The sequence below is a fragment of the Mycolicibacterium frederiksbergense genome, from assembly GCF_012223425.1.
Taxonomy (GTDB): Bacteria; Actinomycetota; Actinomycetes; order Mycobacteriales; family Mycobacteriaceae; genus Mycobacterium; species Mycobacterium frederiksbergense.
The window spans coordinates 3,893,423-3,911,820 of record NZ_CP038799.1; the positions used below are offsets into that span (position 1 = coordinate 3,893,423).

At 64.8% G+C, this 18,398-nt stretch carries 15 protein-coding genes and 5 pseudogenes; 10 read left to right on the top strand and 10 right to left on the bottom strand.

The genetic code is table 11. The features are described from left to right. Positions 1–55: 55 nt before the first annotated feature. On the top strand, positions 56–787 hold the full coding sequence (locus tag EXE63_RS21975) for an IclR family transcriptional regulator (RefSeq protein WP_234904224.1): 732 nt from the start codon (positions 56–58) through the stop codon (positions 785–787). Between the two features lie 16 nt (positions 788–803). Next, positions 804–1,163 (top strand): integrase core domain-containing protein, encoded by a 360-nt coding sequence (locus EXE63_RS21980; RefSeq protein ID WP_011562982.1) that lies wholly within the window; start codon positions 804–806, stop codon positions 1,161–1,163. Between the two features lie 495 nt (positions 1,164–1,658). Here the strand turns inward: EXE63_RS21980 and EXE63_RS21985 are convergent. The 7 genes and pseudogenes from EXE63_RS21985 to EXE63_RS22015 all read right to left on the bottom strand — a co-directional run. Then, a pseudogene (locus tag EXE63_RS21985) lies at positions 1,659–2,120 on the bottom strand (ATP-binding protein); the annotation flags it as partial. Between the two features lie 46 nt (positions 2,121–2,166). Continuing rightward, positions 2,167–2,610 (bottom strand): DUF6262 family protein, encoded by a 444-nt coding sequence (locus tag EXE63_RS21990; protein WP_168140339.1) that lies wholly within the window; start codon positions 2,608–2,610, stop codon positions 2,167–2,169. After that, positions 2,607–4,781 (bottom strand): tyrosine-type recombinase/integrase, encoded by a 2,175-nt coding sequence (locus EXE63_RS21995; protein WP_168140340.1) that lies wholly within the window; start codon positions 4,779–4,781, stop codon positions 2,607–2,609. The genes EXE63_RS21990 and EXE63_RS21995 overlap by 4 nt, the downstream gene beginning before the upstream one ends. Further along, positions 4,778–5,959: a tyrosine-type recombinase/integrase gene (locus tag EXE63_RS22000; protein WP_168140271.1), complete on the bottom strand. Its 1,182-nt coding sequence runs from the start codon at positions 5,957–5,959 to the stop codon at positions 4,778–4,780. Before EXE63_RS22000 ends, EXE63_RS21995 begins: the two co-directional genes overlap by 4 nt. 120 nt (positions 5,960–6,079) lie before the next feature. Next, positions 6,080–6,475 (bottom strand): annotated as a pseudogene (locus EXE63_RS22005) (ATP-binding protein); the annotation flags it as partial. After that, positions 6,472–7,833, bottom strand: coding sequence for a Mu transposase domain-containing protein (locus EXE63_RS22010; RefSeq protein WP_168143676.1), 1,362 nt, complete (start codon positions 7,831–7,833; stop codon positions 6,472–6,474). The gene EXE63_RS22010 and the pseudogene EXE63_RS22005, both read right to left, overlap by 4 nt. Positions 7,834–8,058: 225 nt before the next feature. Beyond that, positions 8,059–8,375 (bottom strand): annotated as a pseudogene (locus EXE63_RS22015) (hypothetical protein); the annotation flags it as partial. 146 nt (positions 8,376–8,521) lie between these two features. Here EXE63_RS22015 and EXE63_RS33075 point away from each other — a divergent pair. The 3 genes and pseudogenes from EXE63_RS33075 to EXE63_RS22030 all read left to right on the top strand — a co-directional run. After that, complete coding sequence (locus tag EXE63_RS33075) at positions 8,522–9,010, top strand: hypothetical protein (RefSeq protein ID WP_234904225.1); 489 nt, start codon at positions 8,522–8,524, stop codon at positions 9,008–9,010. Next, positions 9,011–9,313: a hypothetical protein gene (locus EXE63_RS22025; protein ID WP_011562987.1), complete on the top strand. Its 303-nt coding sequence runs from the start codon at positions 9,011–9,013 to the stop codon at positions 9,311–9,313. It abuts the gene before it with no gap. 113 nt (positions 9,314–9,426) lie between these two features. Beyond that, positions 9,427–10,422: pseudogene (locus tag EXE63_RS22030) on the top strand (2-oxoacid:acceptor oxidoreductase family protein); the annotation flags it as partial. Here the strand turns inward: EXE63_RS22030 and EXE63_RS22035 are convergent. Both EXE63_RS22035 and EXE63_RS22040 read right to left on the bottom strand, forming a co-directional pair. Next, positions 10,394–11,002 carry a GmrSD restriction endonuclease domain-containing protein gene (locus EXE63_RS22035; protein ID WP_168145705.1) on the bottom strand — a complete coding sequence of 203 codons (609 nt, stop codon included), beginning with the start codon at positions 11,000–11,002 and terminating at the stop codon, positions 10,394–10,396. The pseudogene EXE63_RS22030 and the gene EXE63_RS22035 overlap by 29 nt on opposite strands. Positions 11,003–11,044: 42 nt before the next feature. Beyond that, positions 11,045–12,352 carry an IS256 family transposase gene (locus EXE63_RS22040; RefSeq protein ID WP_168141789.1) on the bottom strand — a complete coding sequence of 436 codons (1,308 nt, stop codon included), beginning with the start codon at positions 12,350–12,352 and terminating at the stop codon, positions 11,045–11,047. Positions 12,353–12,450: 98 nt separating this feature from the next. On the opposite strand from EXE63_RS22040, the pseudogene EXE63_RS22045 reads away from it, so the two are divergent. The 5 genes and pseudogenes from EXE63_RS22045 to EXE63_RS22065 form a co-directional block, all read left to right on the top strand. After that, positions 12,451–13,569: pseudogene (locus tag EXE63_RS22045) on the top strand (IS110 family RNA-guided transposase); the annotation flags it as partial. A gap of 255 nt (positions 13,570–13,824) precedes the next feature. Next, positions 13,825–14,070 (top strand): hypothetical protein, encoded by a 246-nt coding sequence (locus EXE63_RS22050; protein ID WP_168143677.1) that lies wholly within the window; start codon positions 13,825–13,827, stop codon positions 14,068–14,070. A gap of 343 nt (positions 14,071–14,413) precedes the next feature. Further along, a complete protein-coding gene (locus tag EXE63_RS22055) occupies positions 14,414–15,892 on the top strand; it encodes an amino acid ABC transporter substrate-binding protein/permease (RefSeq protein WP_168143678.1) in 1,479 nt (492 codons plus the stop codon). Next, complete coding sequence (locus EXE63_RS22060) at positions 15,889–16,662, top strand: amino acid ABC transporter ATP-binding protein (RefSeq protein WP_168143679.1); 774 nt, start codon at positions 15,889–15,891, stop codon at positions 16,660–16,662. The genes EXE63_RS22055 and EXE63_RS22060 overlap by 4 nt, the downstream gene beginning before the upstream one ends. 6 nt (positions 16,663–16,668) lie before the next feature. Next, complete coding sequence (locus tag EXE63_RS22065) at positions 16,669–17,517, top strand: peptidoglycan recognition protein family protein (RefSeq protein ID WP_168143680.1); 849 nt, start codon at positions 16,669–16,671, stop codon at positions 17,515–17,517. Here the strand turns inward: EXE63_RS22065 and EXE63_RS22070 are convergent, their stop codons facing one another. Continuing rightward, positions 17,518–18,396, bottom strand: coding sequence for a methionyl-tRNA formyltransferase (locus EXE63_RS22070; protein WP_234904624.1), 879 nt, complete (start codon positions 18,394–18,396; stop codon positions 17,518–17,520). Positions 18,397–18,398 lie beyond the last annotated feature (2 nt).

Genomic DNA, 18,398 nt, shown 5'->3' on the forward strand with positions numbered 1-18,398 from the left:
CTATGGACGCCTCGCGACCGTGGCTAGGATAAATCCCATGTCACGGGATGGGTTGTTGTCGCAGCTGGAGAAGTCCGCGCTGGTGCTCGACGCATTCCCTGGCGGATCCGCGCTGACATTGGCCCAAGTGTGCACCAGGACCGGACTTGCTCGCTCGACAGTCCACCGCCTCCTCGTTGACCTGGCCACGCTTGGATGGATCGGCCGCTCCGGCAACACCTTCGAACTCGGAATCGGCCTGTTCGAACTCGGCGAACGCGTCGCCGTGAAGCACCGTCTGCGCACGGCGGCGATGCCGTTCATGCAAGACCTGTACGCCGTGACCGGCCAAACGGTGCACCTGGCCGTGCGCAATCGATTCGATGCGGTGTATATCGAGAAGCTGTCCGGCCACATTCCGCTACCGCTGCCCTCACAGATCGGCGGACGGCTCCCCCTTACCTGCACTGCGGTGGGCAAGGCGTTACTCGCATCCGAGACCGCGGAGTTGCGCATCGAGGTCCTCGCCCAACCCTTGCGTCGTTACACCGTGAACTCCATCACCGACCCCAAGAAACTTGCCCGCGAACTCGACGACATTTGCCGTACCGGAGTTGCGGTCGAACGCGAGGAATCTGCACTCGGCGGATGCTGTGTCGCCGTCCCAGTTCTGCTGGACGGCCAGCCAATCGCGGCCCTATCGGTGTCCGTTCCGACCGAACAGTTCAGACCTGAACTCCTCGCCCCAGCCGTGCGCACGGGAGCATTGGCCTTAGGGCGCGTTCTCGCCAGAGCCGCAGCACCATGACCCCCTGGACAACGCATTGGCCGAGACCACCGTCGGATCGTTCAGAACGAAATCGTCCGCCGACAGGGCCCGTGGCGTGAACCAGGCCGAGCTGGCGACCGCGGAATGGGTCGTGTGCTTCAACACCGAACGCCCGCACAAGTATCTCGACGACTTCACCCCGAAGCCGTCGAGAAGCTCTACTACGATCACAGACGCACCTCACCAAAGGCGGGGACAACGAGAACAGTCTCCTGAAACGCCGGGACGGGTCAATCAGCAAAAGCACCGTGAAGTTCCACATCGCCAAATACTGCGCAAGCTCGGTGTGAACTCGCGTGCTGAAGCCGCAGCAGCGGTGCTCGAGATCAGAGGTCCGACGCAGCGTCCCAAATAAGCAGCTACACAACGGCCAACACGACTATCTCATTCGCCGCGGCTATTAGGACTAGTCGGCGGCGATGGTGCGCATACCGACGCCGATACTTTGTCGTCGGCTTGGAAAAGCAGGTGAAGTCACGCTGGCCGCTACGGCGACGATGTGGAGGCGTACCTCCGATAAGTCTGTGCTACTTGAACGCGTTGGCTTTGCCTTTGCGGCAAGTTCTGGCACAAGAGAACCGCCGCCAGCCAACACCTGATTGTGCCTGTACCACGCCTAAATATGTGGGGCTGCAATTATTCTGGGTGTCACCGAAGTACGGCCCCACACGTCGTGGATAACGGCGGCTCCGTTGGGCTAATGGTCAGTCCTAGCACCAGTGACTTTCAAGCGTTGCGCCTTCACTTGCGTGCAACGCACCAAAGCCTTCTCGACGCACCAGATCCGTTGACGGCGCTCATCGAAAATCCCCGGCTGTGCTCGCCGAAATTCCTCACCTGTGAGCAGCGGTCAGTGTAGTTGTTGGCGGGTGCCGGTGGTTGTTCGGCGCAGGGTTTCCGCGGCGGCATGATGGTCGCGTAGCCGGTAGGACTCGCCGTCGAGGTTGATGACGACCGAGCGGTGCAGCAGGCGGTCGAGCATGGCGGCGGCGACGGTGGTGTCGCCGAGGATCTCACCCCAGGATCCCACCCCGCGGTTGGTGGTGATCACGATCGATGTTTTCAAATATCGTTGGGACACGACCTGAAACAACGCCGATGCGGCTTCGGCGGGCAACGGCAGGTACCCCAGCTCATCGATCACCAGCAGCGTCGGGCCGGCGAAGAACCGCATGGTAGTCGCCCAGCGTCCCTCGATCGCAGCGCGATGACAGCGTGCGGCCAGGTCCGCGGCGGTGGTGAAGTAGGTCCGGTAGCCGGCATGTGCGGCAGCTCTTGCCAATCCGACGGACAGGTGGGTCTTCCCGGTTCCACCCGTTATCGAAGGTTCGAACGCAGAATGACCGTGTTATGCCTGTTCAGGACGTTGTTGCGATCGATACGACGTTAGGCGAGGGCTGGATGCCGCGGCGGGCCAGTTCGCGCCGTAGGTCGAGGTTCTCTCCGTGTGCTCGTTCGAGTGCGTCGCGGAGTGCTTTGAGTTGCTGGTGGTGCTGTTTCTTGAGTTCGGCGATCTGGCGGGTCAGCGTGATGACGAGCGTGCTGTCGGTGTCCACGGATTGGTCGGCGGGGGCCTTGGGGCGGGTGCCGCGCAGATGTTCGATTCGTTTGCGCAGTTCGGGATGGTTGTAGAGGAAGGCGTGAGAGACGGCCGCTTCGCGTTGCACGGCCTGGAAAGTGATCGGGTCGCCACGTTTGACCAGTCGGCGGATGGCCTGCTCAGCGTCTCGGGTCTTGTTCTGAGACTTGGCTTTCGCTGCTTGGGTGAGTGCGGTGATGCGGCGTTCTCGGGAGTCGGTCATGGGGTGCTCCTGCGGTGGGCGGTGAGATCGAGAGTCAGCGGGACTGGTCCAGCGCTGGCTCGATGACACTGGGTTGTCGCGCCGTGGGCTGCGGAGCCGGGCGCATCGTCGAGGGCGGCCAGGAGTCGGGTAAGCGCGTGGTGTTCAGCTCGGCGGCGGATCAGCCAGACGTTGTCCTCGGGCATGGGATGGCCGTGTCGCTGTTCGAATTCCGTTGTGGCCCGGTCGATCAGGTCGGTGGTCTCGCGGAGTTGACGTTGCAGTACGTCGTGGTGGGTGTGGTCGGTGACGAAAACTGAGCAGGTCAGGCAGGCGTTGCCTTTGTCGCAGGATTGCAGCGGTGGCAGCATGCACCACCCGTTGGGCAGGAACCGGTCTGCGCGGCGGAACAGGTGCAGACTGTCGTGGTCGTCGCTGGAGAGTTGGATGCGGGTGCCGTCGGATCGCAGCTTGGCCGTGGCCAGGAATGCCTGCTCGGCGTGTTCGTCGCGGGCGGCGATGTAGTGCATCGTCATGGTGGGGGTGGCGTGCCCTGCATAGCGCTGTAGGACGTGAATCGGCAGACCGAGTTCGGCCAGTCGGGTCAGCCGGGTGTGGCGGAAGCGGTGAGTGTGGCTTAACCGCACGGCGTGGCCCTTGGCGTCGGTGATCTGAACGAGGTCGCTGAGGCTGCGCAGCACCCAGTTGTAGGTACCTGCCGGATAGGGTTTGTCACCGCGGCGGTTGCCCAGACGCCGCGCGAACAGATACCGCCTGCTGCCTTCTGGATGCTGGATTTGGAGCCAACGGTGTTGTTCGGCAATGACTTCGGTGACCTCGCGGTCGACGAGGATGATGTCGGGTGCGACATCGATCTTGCTCTGCGCGTAGCGGAACCTGGTCAGCATTTGGCCATCGCCCTCGGCCGCTGCGGTAGTGGCGGGCGCAGCCGAAAGGCAGTCGAAGTCGCAGGTGCGGATCTCGCTGGCCCGCCGGCCGGTGAGGATCTGCAGCAGGATCATCCGCATCGCTTGCGGGTCGTCAAGTCCGTTGGCGGTGAGGGTGGTGCCGTCGCCGCGGGTGATGGTCATCTGCTCGGTGCGCGGCAACCCGATCAGCGGCAGCGCCGCAGTGATCTGCGCGAGTGCGTGATCATCGATGTAGTTCGCATCGTTGAAACCGCGTTGATGCGGTATCCGGGTGACCCGGCCGAACCAGCTGGAGGCGTGTGCTGCGCTCACTCGTTGCCAGGGCTCGGCACCGAGAACGCTGCGAGCCTCCCCGGGATTGGCGGCAATGAAGTCCAAGAGGCCGGCCACCGCTCGCAGGTCGTCGTTGATTCCCCGGATCGGCACTGTTCTTCCGAGGTGGCGTGTGTCGGATTGGCGGGTGACGCGGTTGGCTGCCACGGCGGTCCACCGCGCGAACGCCGCCGCCTGTTCGACCGCGCTCGTTGGGTCGCCCAGGATGCCAGTCGGGTCGTCGAAGCTGGCGGTCAGCCAGTTGTCGAACCGGCGGAAGCTGCGCATGCGTTCCTGGCTGACCGTGGTCCAGCGCAGCGCCCCGGATTCGAGCATCGTGCCCAGGTGCCACTTCACCGCGGCCCGCAACCACGGAAGCTGTATATCTCCGGGTGCGCAGCCGTAGTTGGCGACCGGTTCACGATCGGTCAGTGGTATCCGCGGATCGCAGCGCGGGTGCCAGAAGTCCAGGTGCCACCACGGGCCGTCGTGGCAGGCGGCGATCAGGGCGTGCCGGGCGAACCCGAACAGAGCGTGCACCCGGCCCCGACCTCGGGGTGAGGGCAGTCGCTTGCCCCTGCTGAGATAGAACCAGCTCTGCAACACCGCGGCGGCGTCGTAATCCATCGCCCGGATCGACGAGGGGAAATCACGGCCCTCGGTAACTGCCCGCCGAATCATGTTGGCCAACTGCGCCATCGCCAACACCGAGACACGGGTGCCATCACCGGCCTGCCAGTGCGCCATCCACGCCAGCTCCGCGGCGAACGGATCGGGTAATTCGCTCAGATCCAAATGCGGCCAATCATTCTCGGTAATCGACGCCCAGTTCTCGATACCGGGCCCGAGCACGGGGCCACGCCACTGTGCTGGCAGCTCGTCAAAGAGTCGCCAGATCGGATCGAGGTGTTCGGCACTACGCAGGCGCAGGTGGCCATGCTCGTCGATCACTCGGCCACCCGCCAGCTGCTGGCATAGGACGCCCAGTTGGCTGCTGCTCGCAGGGCTTCGTCATCGCGAACCCAGCCGTAGAGGTCAAGGGTGGTCTGCACGTGGGCGTGCCCGAGGCGTCGGGAGACCACCCACTCCGGCGTCCCCGCCAGCAGCAGTGCAGTGGCATGGGTGTGGCGGAACCAATGCGGCGTCCACCCGGGTGGCCCGATGCAGCGCCGACGCAGCGTGGCCACCTTCTCCCGGACCGTCGTCTCTCGCAATGCGGCCAACAACGGTGGTCGGAACACATTCACCAGTAGCGGCGACGTGTCCGTAAGAGCAATGCCGCCTTCGGTTGCCCGGCAGGCGATATCGGTGAGATAGTCGGCGAACAGCCGCTCGAGGTCGGCCCCGACATAGACCCGTCGCGGTCGCATCATCTTCACCCGCGCCCCGTTGGGATTATCCGAGCGGGGCACGATCTGCACATACGCGGTGCCGCCGCGGCCAAGCACGAACTCGCCGATCCGCAGACCCAGCGCCTCCCCGAGACGCATCCCGGTCTCGGCCAACAGGGCGAACACGAACCGATCGCGCAGGTTGCCTCGCCACGATCCGGACTCGGCGTCGAAGACCGCGCAGCCATCCAGGATCGCCTGAATCTGCTCGGGCAGGAGCACGGGCGGTCTGTCGCGGCGGCGGTCGCGGCGCACGCGCACCAGCGATGACGCGACCGGGGCCGAACGCGCATCCAGATGCGCAAGCAAGCCTCGCGCCGGTCGGTGCCGCGGTGCTCCACGAAGGAGCCGTCCCGCTACCGCCACCCCGGACACGGCCTGATGCCAACGGTAGAACGAAATCACCGCTGCCAGGCGGACTTCCAACGTTGCAGCGGTCGGCGTCGGGCCAGACCCGGTCAGCCGATGTTCAACCGTGCGGCCATTGCGCTGCCAGGACAGGAACGCCGTGAACGCGGGGACACCGACATCACGCCAACCGTCGGTCTGTCCGCGTTGCTCCAGGAAGCTCCACCACTGCGCCAACGACGTCGCATAACCACGCACCGTGTTCGGTGACCACAGGTGCCGGTGAGCTTCGATCCACTCCTCGATCGGACCGACCGTTGCGAAGTCCTCGCCAAGCACAGTCCACGTCCGCTGCCCACCCGCAGGACACACAGCCACCGGATACGCCATCGTTGCCGTTCCTTCACGTTGAAGAACACCCGCCGATAAACCGGCAACAACGATGACTTGCCCCGCATCAACCCCCTTGTCACATACATAGATTCGAGCGTGTTGCTACCCGTTGATAACCGGTGGCCCGATGAGCAGGATGTTGGTCGCTGACTCCAGGTAACGGCAGGTGCCCAGCTCGTCGATGAGCTTGCGGTCGATCCCCGCGGCGGAGTCGACGTCGAAATCGGCCAGGGTGGCCGGGGTGGGCAGGCAGGCGAACCGCAGCCGGCCCGCCAATCGGCGGGCGGTGCTGGCATTCACCTCGACGGCCAGCAGCCGCTCCAGGGCGACCGTCAGCGACAGGCCTTCGGTGGTGGCCTGATCGAGCACCGCGGGCAGCGCTTCGGCGGCCGCGGCCAGTTTCAGCTCGGCCAGGTGCGAGCGCAGCTGCTGATAGCGACTCGCCGCCGCTGACGGCGACTCCTCGGCGGTGGTCGTGGTGGTGGTCTTCGGGGTGCGTGGGGTGGAGGTCATTGGATGGTCCTGTTCTGGGCGGCCCGCTCATAGGCGGACAGATCGATGACGGTGGAAGCGGTTGACGGAGTGTGAGATTGATGAGCGGAACTTTCGGCCTGTTCGATCCGGAGTAGTTGTGCGGCAGCGGCTTTGGCGGCCGGTCCCGGTGGGATGCGTTCCTTGCGGCGATGCGGCCGCCCGGTCGCTGCGGTGGCCATCGCCGCGGTGTCCAAGGCGATGACATGCCCGCTGTCACGCACCATCACCCCAAGCCCGTCGGCGGCCATCCGGTGGCGAGCGACGATGATCCCGCTCGTGGTGGCGATGTCGCAGAACTCGCCACCGACCGGATGGGACACCACGACCTGGGCGGCGGCCAGTTCCGGGGGCACCGAGTAACGGTTGCCGCGGTAGGGCACCAATGCCTGCCGTGACGCGGTCCGACGCTCGGAGACGATGACCGGATACGGGGTCGCCGGCACGGGCTGCAGCGATTCGGCCTTGGCCACGACGGCAACCGAGGAGCGGCCGTCAGCGGTGGCCCGCAGTCGGGTGTCACCACGGACCCGGGCGAAGCGATCCAGGTTGGCCTGGGCCGCCTCGACGGTGGTCTCGTCGGCCAGGGTGCGCCACCAACGTTGCGCAGCGGTGTGATTGACCTTCTCCACCACACCCTTGCGGTTACCGCGCCGCGGCGGGCAGATCGCCACCGACACCCCGTAGTGCTTGGCCACCCCGGCGAACGACGCGGTCACCCGACCGCTACCGGGGTCACACACCGTAGCCATCCGGTCGAAGCGCCACACCCGGGTGCATCCGCCCAGGCCGCGGGCGACGCCATCCAGGCCGGCGACAAGATGCGGCTGATCCTCCGAGGGCGCCAGATAGCCGCGCCACTTCCCGGAATGCGACAGTGAGCCGACCAGCAGGTGCGCGGTCTTGCCCCAGCCCCACGACTCGGGCGGGTCGGGCAATTCCAGCCAGTCCCACTGAGTTTCCTCACCCGGCGGGTGCGGGATCACCGCGTTCGGCCGCTGCGTGGCCGTCCGGCACGCTTCACACACCGGGCGTAGATCGCGGGCGCGGATATTGCGGGTCAGGCTCTGATACGACAACCCGAACCCCAGGCCCTCCAGTTCATCGAACAGGGTGCGGGCCCACAAATGTGGGTCCTCGGTCAACCTCGCGGTGACGTAGTCGACGAACGGATCGAACGGATCAGGATCAGGCCGGGCGCGGACCCCGGGCGTGCCGTCACCGGCCAGATACTTGCGGACCGTCTTGCGGTCGAAGCCGGTGTGGCGGGCGATCGCCGAGATCGTCCAACCACGTTTGTGCAGGGCATGCACTTCCACATCGTCCTCCCATGTGAGCATGAGAAAGCGGGCCTCCTTCGATGGAGCAACTGGCGTCAGACACCAGCAGCTTCGAGGGAGGCCCGCCCTTCTCGGCGGAGCCACACGGGTGGGGAATTTCGATGAGCGTCAGTGGGGAAATTCAGTGAGCGCGGTCACCGTCGCATCAAACGGCGTCGATCGCCGCGGTGCTCGCGCTCGGAGTCGGCAGCACCGGTCTCGGAGTTCGAGCGTCAGACGGGTTAACTCCGAGATGAGCCAGCGGTCACCGATCTCTCCATCGTCACGCGGACGCTGGATGCGTTGTCGGGCGGGGGATCCTGTCCGACGACCACGGTTTGGTTGACGAAGACCAGCACCACGGCGTGCTTCGGGTCGGCCGATACCGACGCCGCGGCAGGCACCGAGGCGACGGCGGAGATCTGCTGCTGCTGGGCGCCGGGAATCACCACGTCGTTAATCAGCGACGTGTACGAATCGCGGAAGTCACCGGTCAACAGGTCGCGGGCAGCGTTGAGTTGCTGTTCAACTGTGTACGGCGTGTACGCCAACATCTTGATGGTGCAGTCCTTGGCCGCATTCATCGATTCGGTTGCCGGAGTGGGGTTCTGTCCTGTCGCGACAGGAGGCAACGCCCCGTAGCGGCTCGTCACGTCCTCCCACGCTCCTGCAGGCCGCCGCGTACGTCGTCATCGCCTTCCTCTCCGGTATGCGTGACGGCGAGATCAAAGAACTGCGCCGTGGCTGCCTCCATGTACAACGAGACGACACCGGACGCATCTACCGCTACAAGGTCTCCAGCCGCGCCTTCGAGGGCGAGAACGACCCGCGCGGGATCGAGGCAACGTGGGTCGTCGGGGCACCAGCCGCCCGCGCCATTAGCGTGCTCGAACGGATGCAGCCTGCCGCGACGGAACTCTTGTTCGCCTACCATCCGTTGATTCAGTCTGAGTCCTCGCGCGGCGGCCAGATCAGGGCAACGACCTCAAGTTGGGCGGTGACCAATCTCAACGCATTCATCACCTGGGTCAACGATTACTGCGGTGAGCGCGGCCGCAACGACGGTATCCCTAACGTCAACGGGCGGGCGTGGTGGCTCACGACACCACAGTTTCGCCGCACGCTGGCCTGGTTCATCGCTCGCCGCCCCGACGGCTCCATCGCCGGAGCAATCGCCTACCGTCACTTAAGCATTTAAATGTTCGAAGGCTACGCAGGCACCTCGGACTCCGGGTTTCGCGGCGAGGTCGAGTCCGAGCAGGCCATCGCCCGCAGCGAAACCCTCCTCGCGATGATCGACCAACACGAACACACCAACCTCGCCGGGCCCGCTACGGCCGAAGCGCAGCGACGCCTGACAGAGTTCGGTCAGCACGCCCGGTACTCCGGCACGGTGATCACCGATGAGCGCCGGCTCCGCAAGCTGATGGCCAGTAGCGACCCAGCGATTTACCCAGACAAGTACGTGACCTGCGTACACAACCACGCCACAGCGCTATGAATCGCCCTGGAAATGTTGGAGGCTCCTGACCTTGGAAACGAGGATGCAGGTATGCCGAAGGAACAGTCAGCTGGGAAGCCCACGACGCGTCGTTATAGCGCGGAGGAGAAGGCGCGGACAGCGCCGTCACCGGACTGACCCAGATGGGCGCCGAGGGCAGTCAGTGGATCGGCCAGGCACCGTTCACCGATGTGCCGCACCTGTTCCAGAACATCGGCGACGGGACTTTCTTCCACTCCGGTCAACTCGCGGTGCAGGCCTGTGTCGCCGCCGGGGTCAACATCACCTACAAGCTGCTGTGGAACGAAGTTGTGGCGATGACGGGCGCCCAGCACGCAGAGGGCGCGGTCACCGTCGCGCAGTTGACGCGCAAACTGACCGCCGAAGGCGTGCGGCAGATCATCATCTGCGCCGACGAACCCGAGCGCCACCACAGGCGCGCACTGGCCAAAGGCACGCTCGTCTGGCACCGCGACCGCCTCGACGAAGCCCAGAAGCGCTTGCGCGACATCGAGGGCGTCACCGTCCTCATTTACGACCAGCATTGCGCTGCCGACGCGCGCAGGCAACGCAAGCGCGGCACCCTGCCCGCTCGCACCACCCGGGTGCTGATCAACGAAGCGGTCTGCGAAGGGTGCGGAGACTGCGGCGTGAAATCGAATTGTCTGTCCGTCCAACCGGTGGACACCGAGTACGGCCGCAAGACCCGGATCGACCAGACCTCGTGCAACACCGACTACAGCTGCCTCGACGGGGACTGCCCCTCGTTCGTCACCGTCGAGGTGCGGCCCGACGCGATGCGTCGTCATCGCACCACCCCGACACCGCCCGCATTGCCCGACGTCGATACCGGGGCCGTAACAGATACGCACAACGTCTTTTTCGCCGGAATCGGCGGCACCGGCATCGTCACGGTCAACCAGGTGCTCGCCACCGCGGCGTTGCGCGCCGGCTATGACGTGGAAAGCCTGGACCAGATCGGGCTCAGCCAGAAGGCGGGCCCCGTCGTGTCGCACCTGCGGTTCGCGGCAGGCAAACTCGACCCGGCCAACCGGCTGACTCCCGGCAGCGCGGACTGCATCATAGCCTTTGATCTCCTCGTCGCCGCCAGATCTCCGTGACCTCCTCGTAGCTCATCGTCTGGGGCAGCACGTCCATTCGATACACGTACTTCCGGATACCCCGGAGCTTGGCAAGCCGCTGGTCGTATTTCGTGTAGCGGGGGTCACCGAAACTTTCCACGCCGGCACGCTCCAAGAACGGCCCATTCGAGTCGGTACGAAACACGTCCGAAACCCGCACCCACTGCGGCATACGCTCGATCTGCTTGGTCCCGACGACGAACGTCATCCGGTTCATCCGGCTGCGTAGATCGTCGGCGGTCGAGTCCGCCTCATCCTCCTCAAGGTCCTCGTTGTCGGAACTCTCATTCACTTCCGTGACGACCGCGAGGTGGTCGGGGTGATCCAGGTTGAACCAGATGTCGATCGGTTTCACTCGGCCGCGCACCTTGACCGGTTCTCCACGAATCACTGCCGATAAGGAGGTTAGGCGCTGCTGACCATCCAGGAGCAGACGGAGCGTGGAGAACGGGTTCTTCTCCTGCTCGACCGCGAAGTCTTGAAGTGGGACGTCATCGGCCGCAGTATCCCACAGCAGGATCGCCCCCGACGGATAGTCGCGATACAGCGAATCAAGGAGATATTGTCAAGACCTGTGGATGAGGTTGTTTCAGGCGACCTCGGTTTCGGTTGATTCGTCGCTCTCGGCGGGTGTGATGCCAACGGGCCGTTCGAGTAGCTTGCCTTTGTGGAACACCGCGCCGGCACGGACCAGCGCGACCAGGTGTGGTGCGTTCACGGCCCGCCAGCGGGCTTGGGCAGCGTCGATCAGCTTGTGGGCCATGGCAATTCCCGCCGCGCGGGATCCGGGGCCCTTGGTGACCTTGGTCCGCAACCGCACGGTGGCGAAAGTCGACTCGATCGGATTGGTAGTTCGCAGGTGGATCCAATGCTCGGCCGGATATTTGTAGAACTCCAGGAGCACATCGGCATCATCGACGATCTTGGCGACCGCTTTGGGGTACTTGGCGCCGTAGTCGACCTTGAAGGCCTTGATCGCGACCTGGGCCTTGTCGATATCCTCGGCGTTGTAGATCTCCTTGATCGCGGCCAACGCAGCTGGGTGCGCTGATTTCGGCAACGCAGCAAGCACATTGGCCTGCTTGTGGAACCAGCAGCGTTGCTCCCGGGTGGCCGGGAACACCTCCCGGATGGCCTTCCAGAACCCCAACGCGCCGTCACCGACGGCCAGCACCGGCGCGGTCATCCCACGACGACGGCAGCCCCGCAGCAGATCCGCCCACGACTCGGTCGACTCCCGGTATCCGTCGGCCAGGGCGACGAGTTCCTTGCGGCCATCGGAGCGCACGCCGATCATCACCAACAGGCAGAGCTTCTCCTGCTCGAGGCGGACCTTGAGGTGGATGCCGTCGACCCACAGGTAGACGTAATCGGTGCCCGAGAGGTCACGCTCGCCGAAAGTCTTCGCCTCGTCCTGCCATTGGCTGGTGAGCCGGGTGATCGTCGTGGCCGACAGTCCGGCGCTCGAGCCGAGAAACTGCTCCAGCGCCGGACCGAAGTCACTCGTCGAGAGCCCGTGCAGGTACAGCAGTGGCAGCACCTCGGTCATCTGCGGGGACTTGCGTGCCCACGCCGGCAGGATCGCCGAGGAAAACCGTTGCCGCTCACCGGTAACGGCGTCGATGCGCTTGTCGTTGACCCGCGGGGCGGTCACCGTGACCGCACCCGCGGCGGTGAGGATGTCACGTTCGTGGTGATAGCCGTTGCGGACCACCAGACGCCGACCGTTGTCGTCGACCTCACCGGCATGGGCGTCGACGTAGGCGGCTACTTCAGCCTGCAGTGCCGCCGCCAACATCTGCCGCGCACCGTCGCGGACGATCTCATCCAACAGCGACCGACCAGCACCGCTGCCGTTCTCGTTGGCTGATTCCGCGTCGTGAACTACCGTGAGCATGGGCGTACCTTCCCAACCAGCGCGCCAACGCCGGTCTTGATCGAGATCCTGTTTCCGTGATGATCATCCTCGGGAAGGTGCGCCCACTTTCACGCCACCTCGCCGAGGCTCATCCACAGGTTCTGATCATTGCTCCCGCCGAACCCCACCAAGTGGTGATCGGCATCGAAACCGATCGCGGCCTATGGGTCGAAGCCCTCGCCTCGGCCGGCTACCAGGTGTACGCGGTCAATCCGCTGGCTGTGGCCCGCTACCGCGACCGCCACCAGGTGTCCGGCGCAAAGTCCGATGCCGGCGACGCCAAGCTGCTCGCCGATCTGGTGCGCACCGACCGACACAATCACCGCCCGATCGCCGGGGACACTGCTGAGGTGGAAGCGATCAAGGTGTTGACGCGGGCGCATCAAAATCTGATCTGGAGCTGCAACCGCAACACCAACGCGCTGCGCAGTGCGCTCCGGGAGTACTACCCCGGGGCGTTGGAGGCCTTCGACTCTCTGGCCGACCGTGACGCGCTGGCCATCTTGGGCCGGGCGCCCACCCCGACTGATGCCGCGCGGCTGAGCATGGCGAAAATCCGATCGGCACTCAAAGCTGCTGGGCGACAACGCAACCTCGATGCCAGAGCACTGGAGATCCAGACCGCTCTGCGCACCGAGCAGCTCGCCGCCCCGCCCGCGGTCGCCACCGCATTCGGGGCCACCACCCGCGCCGCGATCGCGATCATCGCTGAGTTGAACCACCAGATCGCAGACCTCGAAGCTGAACTCGCGACACATTTTGACGCACACCCGGACGCCGACATCTACCGCTCCCTGCCAGGACTTGGTGTCATCCTCGGCGCCCGGGTGCTCGGTGAGTTCGGGGACGACCCGAACCGCTACACCACCGCCAAGTCTCGCAAGAATTACGCCGGAACCTCACCATTGACCGTCGCGTCGGGCCGCAAACGTGCCGTGCTGGCCCGTCACATCCGCAATCGGCGTCTCTACGACGCAATCGACCAATGGGCGTTCTGCGCCTTGACCAGCAGTCCTGGCGCTCGCGCTTTCTACGACCAGCACCGCGCCGCCGGCGACCTGCACCACCAAGCGCTACGCGCCCTCGGCAACCGACTCGTCGGCATCCTGCACGGCTGCCTACGCCACCACACCGCATACGACGAACACAAAGCCTGGGCACACCGCCACACCACCCCAAAAACACAAGCCGCTTGACAACTTACGGCCCTGGGATGTCTAACTGCGTTTGAACTGGTAATTGTGGGAGCCGTCGCCGCCCCATCGGCCTTGGTCTGGGCCGTTGGCACCGTCTGGACGGTCCCGTCCACGGCGGTCGGCAGGTTGTTCTCGCGTGCGACGACGAGCGGTTCGGGCTCCGCGTCGCGTGCGGCAGGTAAGCGAAGCGCCATTGTCTCAGTCGTATGACCGCGTCGATGCTGTTGCGCGCCACAAACCGGGAAGGCCCCCGGCGTGTGGGACAAGGGCACCAAGGTAGGGATCGGGTTGATCGCCGCACGAGAGTTCGGCCCCGAGTACGTCATGCAGGTGGACGCCGACGATTTCGTGCACCGCGACCTGGTCTCGTTCGTCAATAGCCATCACGGTCATCCGGGCTGGGTGCTCAAACGCGGCGTCATGTATTCGCCTCCCGCAACTGCTACACGCTGCAGCGCAAACTGTTCCGCATCTGCGGTAGCTAGTTCATCGCTTCTCTGAGTGCCTACGAGGTGCCCGACGACCTCGCGGTTGCCCTCCTTCATATCCCCACGGCCGAGAACGCCCTATCTGCATGGGTACTCGCCACCAGGCTGATACTCGTCAGCGTGGGTGGGAGCCGCGGTGCCGGCCAACACGCCGAGAGCGGCGCGGGCGACGTCGACGCAGAGCGCGATGCGCAGAGGCGTTCCTTGCTGGTGGTGATCGGTTTCGATGTGTCGATCGTGCTCACTGGGACGGTGGCGCCGCGTGTAGCTAGCGTGGAGATTGTCTGGAGATCCCCCGCAGGGCGCATCGCAGCGTTAGCGTGAATCCGTCACGGTACTTTGAACGGGAGACCAACATGCGAGCCGAAACCTCGTCGGGCTGTAGACCCGAACCACCCACCAGACCCTCCCGGCGGCTCACGGTGCTGCTGACGGGTCTGCTCATCGGGCTGTTCGGCGCCGCGATGCTGGCGCCGGCGACCGCCTCCGCGGAGGGCGAGACCTACACCGTCGCCACCGACACGACGTTTGCGCCGTTCGAATTCCAGGACGCCGGCGGCAATTTCGTCGGTATCGACATGGATCTGATCCGGGCGATCGGCGAGGACCAGAACTTCAACGTCGACATCAAGCCGCTCGGTTTCGACGCGGCTCTGCAGGCGGTGCAGGCCAACCAGGTCGACGGTGTCATCGCGGGCATGTCGATCACCGACGAACGCCGGAAGGTGTTCGATTTCTCCGAACCCTATTTCGAGTCCGGCATCCAGATGGCCGTGCTCGAGGACAACGAGGAAATCACGTCCTACGAGGATCTTCGCGGTAAGCGGGTCTCGGTCAAGAACGGTACCCAGGGCGCGGATTTCGCGAACTCGATCAAGGACCAGTACGGCTTCGAGGTGGTCTCGTTCGCCGACTCGTCCACCATGTTCGACGAGGTGCGCACCGGCAACTCGGTGGCGGCCTTCGAGGACTACCCCGTGTTGCTCTACGCCATACAACAGGGCAATGGCTTCAAAACCGTGACACCGAAGGAGGATCCGACCGGCTACGGATTCGCCGTCAACAAGGGGCAGAACGCCGAGCTGCTGCAGAAGTTCAACGCCGGGCTGGAGAACCTCAAGGCTTCGGGCCGCTACGACGAGATCCTGGCGACCTACCTCGGTGAGGGCGCGGCCGCGAGCGACAGTTCGTTCTTCGGGCTGATCAAGAGCACCGCGCCGATGCTGCTGGCCGGCCTGAAGATGACCATCATCCTGACGGTCTCGTCGATCTTCTTCGCGCTCATCCTGGGCATCATCTTCGGCTTGGCCCGGGTGTCCCGGTCGATCTGGTTGCGGGCCATCGGCACCACGTTCGTCGACATCTTCCGTGGCACACCGCTGATCGTGCAGGCGTTCTTCATCTATTTCGGTATTCCCACCGCGCTCGGCTTCCAGATGTCGGCGGTGACCGCGGGCATCATCACGCTCTCGCTCAACGCCGGTGCCTACATGACCGAGATCGTGCGCGGCGGCATCCTCTCGGTGGACAAGGGGCAGATGGAGGCTGCCCGCAGCCTCGGCATCGGGTACCTGCCGACGATGCGAAAAGTGATTCTGCCGCAGGCGATCCGGACGATGATTCCGTCCTATATCAACCAGTTCGTGATCACCCTGAAGGACACCTCGATCCTGTCGGTGCTCGGCATCGCCGAGCTCACGCAGAGCGGCCGGATCATCATCGCGGGTAACTACAAGGCCTTCGAGATGTGGTTGATCGTCGGCATCATCTACTTCGTGGTCATCATGGCGCTGACCAAACTCTCGGATCGACTGGAAAGGAGGCTCGTGAAATGAGTGAACTGGTAACAGAATCCGCGGCTTCCGAGCCGGTAGGCACCGTCAAGATCCGCATCGAGGGGCTGAAGAAGTCCTTTGGTGAACTCGACGTGCTCAACGGTATCGACACCACCATCAGCCAGGGCGAGGTGGTCTGCGTCATCGGACCCTCGGGTTCGGGCAAGTCCACCTTTCTGCGGTGCCTCAACAAACTGGAGGACATCACCGGGGGCAGGGTGACCGTCGATGACTACGACCTGACCGATCCGAAGGTCGACCTGGACAAGGTGCGCCAGCACATCGGCATGGTGTTTCAGCATTTCAATCTGTTCCCGCACATGACCGTGCTCGACAACGTCACGCTGGCGCCGCTGCAGACCAAGAAGATGGACAAGGCCGCGGCCGAGAAGAAGGCCCGCGAACTGCTCGAGCAGGTCGGGCTTGCGGAGAAGGCAGACGTGAAGCCGTCGACGCTGTCAGGTGGACAGAAGCAGCGCGTCGCCATCGCGCGGGCGCTGGCGATGAACCCGTCCATCATGCTGTTCGACGAGGCCACCAGTGCGCTGGACCCGGAGATGGTGGGCGATGTGCTGGAGGTGCTGCGCGCGCTGGCTTCCGGTGGCATGACGATGGTCGTGGTCACCCATGAAATGGGCTTCGCCCGAGAGGTGGCATCCCGGGTGCTGTTCATGGACGGCGGCAAGATCGTCGAGGATGCCCCACCCGCCGAACTCTTCGACAACCCCAAACACCCACGGTTGCAGGAGTTCCTGTCGAAGGTACTCTGACGGGCAGTGCCTCAGAGAAAGCCGCCTGCCGGTAACCCGACCTGGCTGGCCGCGGCTTTGCGCGCCGAAGGGTTGGACGTCAAAGAGTTCCCGGGTTGGCGTGACCGCGGGCACGGTGCCTTCAAGGACATCCGCGGGGTGATGGTGCACCATACCGGCTCGGATCGGGCGAGTGCGGCATCCATCGCGGTGGGGCGCCCTGATCTGGCCGGCCCGCTGTCGCAGGTGCACATCGCCCGGGACGGGACGGTCACCGTGGTGGCCGCGGGGGTCGCCTGGCATGCCGGTGTCGGGATGTATCCGTGGGTGCCGGCCAACATGGGCAACTGGCATCTGATCGGCATCGAGTGCGCCAACAGTGGCACCAGTGCGTCCGCCCCGCATCGCCGGAACTGGCCGGACGCACAGTATTTCGCGCTGGTGCGTAGTTGCGCGGCAATCAACAGGCGGCTGAAACAGACGTCGGCGCGCACCATCGGGCACAAGGAGTACGCGGGTCGCGCTCAAGGCAAGTGGGATCCCGGTGCCATCGACATGGACAACCTGCGCCGAGATATCGCCGAGCGGATGGCCGCGGACTTCGCCAAGGGGCGCGCGCCGCGGCCGCCCGTGCCGGTCGGCGAGTACACCGAGATCCTGCTGCACCATGGCAGCGCGGGTCCACAGGTGGCCGAACTACAGCGCAGACTCAAGGCGGCCTACGCGGCCTACGCGGGGGATCTCGTCATCGACGGAGTGTTCGGCGTGGAGACCGAACGGGCGGTGCGCGAATTTCAGCGCCGCTTCGGCGGACTCAAGGTGGACGGGATCGTCGGCCCGGCGACCGCCGCCGCGTTGCGGCTGCGGATCGTCTGATCAGGGTTGGCTGGTGAGGTACCCGCCGCGGCGGAAGAACTTGTCGCCGGAGTGCTCGGTACCGTCGGCCGACCGCACCCGGGTGATCACCAGTCCGAGGTTGCCGCCGCGGTAGGCCGCCGGCCCGGACACCACCGCGCCGCCACCCTCCTGCACGACCACGCGTCCCGGCGTTCCGCCGTAACGGATTTCGGAGACCTTCGCCTCCAGGATCTCGATCCGTTCGCCGCGGTAATGGGTGAACGCGGCGGGGTAGGGGTCCGACAGCGCCCGAACCAGCCGCTCCAGATCTCCGGCGGGCCAGGTCCAGTCGATCAGGCTGTCGCGCTCGGAACGCTTGTGGAAGTAGGTGCGGGTCGCCTTGTCCTGCGGGCGCCACTGCGGGTTGCCGGACTCCAGTGCGCTCAGTGCTTCCTTCAGCACGCCCGGAATCAAGTCGATGCCCCGCTCGACCAGTTGGGTACCGGTGTCGTTCGGTCCGATCGGCAGCGAGTGCTGAACCAGGACATCTCCGGTGTCAAGGCTCTCGTCCATCCGGTGCACCGTCAGGCCGATCTGAGATTCGCCGCTGATCAGCGACCAGATCACCGGAGAGAATCCGGTGCCCTTGGGCAGGAGGGAGTCGTGCAGGTTCAGGGTGCCGTGCGGCGGCAGGTTGTAGAGCTCCGGAGGCATCCAGGTGTACCAGCTGTTGACGACGATCACGTCGGGTTCGGCGCGCTTGACCAGGTCGATGGTGTCGTGGTCGACCCGCTCGGTGAGATGGACGGGAATGCCGTAGCTGCGCGCGAGTTCTTCGACCGAATCGGAGAAGATGGGTCTGCTGCACGAATAGGTGACATCTGAGTTGGCTTCCCCAGACGGGCGAGCTGGAAGGATGT